We start from the raw sequence: 2,391 nt of genomic DNA, 5'->3' as shown, positions 1-2,391 counted from the left end.
GGCGGCGCGCAGCAGGTCGGCGAGGCCGATCCGGTCCGGTTCGCGGGTGCGGCCGACGGATTGCCAGACGTCCGGCGCGGGCCGCGCCGGGGCGGCCGGTTCGGCCTCGGTGCTCGGCGCGGCCGCCCGGTCACCGGTGAGCAGGTCGAGCGTGTCGGCGAGGAAGCGCCGCAGTTCGGTCGTGGTCAGGACCGCGTCGATCACGCCCCGGCGATACAGGTTCTCGGCCCGTTGCACGTGCTCGGGGAACGGCGAGCCGTACAGCTCCTCGTACACGCGCGGCCCCAAGAAGCCGATCAGCGCCCCGGGTTCGGCGGTGGTGACCTGGCCCAGCGAGCCCCACGACGCGAACACGCCGCCGGTGGTGGGGTGGCGCAGGTGGACCAGGTACGGCAGCCCCGCGGCCTTGTGCGCGACGATCGCCGCGGTGAGGTCGATCATCCGCACGAACGCGGGCGTGCCCTCCTGCATCCGGGTACCACCCGAGGCGGGCGCCGCGAGCAGCGGCAACCGCTCGGCGGTGGCCCGGCGGATCGCCGCGACCAGCCGGTTCGCGGCGGCCGTACCGATCGACCCGGCAAGAAAGCCGAACTCGCCCAGCAGCACGGCCACTCGGTGTCCCGAGACGCGGCCTTCGCCGGTGCGGATCGACTCGTCCGCGCCGCTGCGGGCGCGAGCCTCGGCCACCGCGTCGGCGTAGGCACCGGGGCCCGGGGCCGGTTCCGGGGGCTCGTCCCACGAGTGGAAACTGCCGGGGTCGAGCACGGCGCCGGCGAAGTCGAGCGCGGTCGGCCGGGCGCGGAGCGCGGGTCGGACCGTCATCGGCCGGCCTCGGCGTCGGCGAAGTCGACCTCCCCGAAGGGCTGTTGGTCCACCGGCGCGGACCGTTCGTCGTGGAGCGCATCAGTCGAGCCGGTCGCGCCGGTCGCGTCGGTCGAGTCGGTGGCGTCGGTCGCGTCCAGCCAGGCCCGCACGCTCGCGTCGTGCTGGCCCAGCGTCGGCGGCGCGGTGTGCGCGCGGCGACCGCCGCCGTCGAAGCGCCAGGGGAGGCCGGGGAGGCTGATCGGGCCGAGAGTGGGGTGGTCGACGTCGACGATCAGCCCCTGCTGCCGGGTCTGCTCCCACGCGTACACCTCGTCGATGCCGCGAACGCGGCCCGCCGGTACGCCCGCCGCGTCGAGCCGGGCCAGCCAGTCGGCCGCGCTCGCGCCGGCGAACGCCGCCTCCAGTTCGTCGGCGAGTTCGCCGCGCCGGCGTACCCGGTCGGCGTTGCCGGCGTAGCGCGGGTCGTCGGGATCCAGGCCGGTGACCTCCGCGACCGCCCGCCACAGCGTTTCGCTGCCGGCCGCGAGTTGTATGTCGCCGTCGGCGCAGTGGAACAGCCCGTACGGGGCGATCGAGGGGTGTTGGTTTCCGGTCGCCTCGGGGACGTCGCCGGCCACCGTCCAGCGGGTGCCCTGGAAGCTGTGGATGCCGATCATCGAGGACAGCAGCGACGTACGGACCACCTGTCCCCGTCCGGTGGTCGCCCGCTCCAGGAGGGCGGCGAGCACTCCCGAGACGCCGAAGATGCCGGCGAGGAGGTCGGCGATCGGGGTGCCGACCTTGGTGGGGGCGCCCGGTTCACCGGTCAGGCTCATCAGGCCCGCCTCACCCTGGGCGATCTGGTCGTAACCGGCCCGGCCGCCCTCTGGCCCGTCGTGGCCGAACCCGCTGATCGACAGGACGACCAGACCGGGGTTGAGCTCGTGCAGGTGCTCGACGGTGAAACCGAGGCGGTCGAGTACGCCGGGGCGGAAGTTCTCGATCAACACGTCGGCCCGGCGGGCCAGCCGGGTGACCAGGTCGCGGCCCTCGGCGCTCTTGAGGTCGGCGGTCACCGATTCCTTGTTGCGGTTGCAGGCGAGGAAGTAGGTGGACTCGCGGGCGTCCTCGGGACCGACGAACGGGGGACCCCAGGCTCGGGTGTCGTCGCCGCGCCCGGGCACCTCGATCTTGATCACGCGGGCGCCGAGGTCGCCCAGCATCATCCCCGCGTGCGGGCCGGCGAGGGCTCGGGACAGGTCGAGCACGAGGCAGCCGTCGAGCGGACCGCTGCCCGGTCGGGTGACTTCGGACATGACACCCCTTGGGAAGTTCTTGGTGACTGAAACAGTCAGAAGATAAGCATCCACGTCTGAATTCGTCCAGTCTTGATGTGAAGATTTCTCGATGGTTCGCATCTCGACAGGTCGGCGTGACGACCTCGATCACCGTCGGCCGGAAAGTTCATCCTCTCGAAACCCTTGACTGAATTCGTCATGGCTCCGCAGACTGGCCCGGCCGTACCGGGACGTCCCCGCCACCGCACCCCGCCGCACCGCACCTCTCACCCCGCCCGACTCCCACCCC

2 protein-coding genes are annotated in these 2,391 nt (G+C 72.7%); both read right to left on the bottom strand.

Annotated features, from left to right (window positions below):
• On the bottom strand, window positions 1–822 hold an 822-nt coding region (locus GT354_RS15360), incomplete at its 3' end, for an acetyl-CoA carboxylase carboxyltransferase subunit beta (protein ID WP_272923825.1).
• Entirely contained in the window at window positions 819–2,120 is a 1,302-nt protein-coding gene (locus GT354_RS15355; protein ID WP_161356875.1) for a CoA transferase, read from the bottom strand. The genes GT354_RS15360 and GT354_RS15355, both read right to left, overlap by 4 nt.
• Between the last annotated feature and the right edge of the window lie 271 nt (window positions 2,121–2,391).

The sequence above is a fragment of the Streptomyces sp. SID3343 genome, assembly GCF_009865215.1.
Lineage (GTDB): Bacteria > Actinomycetota > Actinomycetes > Streptomycetales > Streptomycetaceae > Embleya.
Note: the sequence above shows the minus strand (reverse complement) of the source record. Positions and strands in the feature narration are given on the sequence as shown.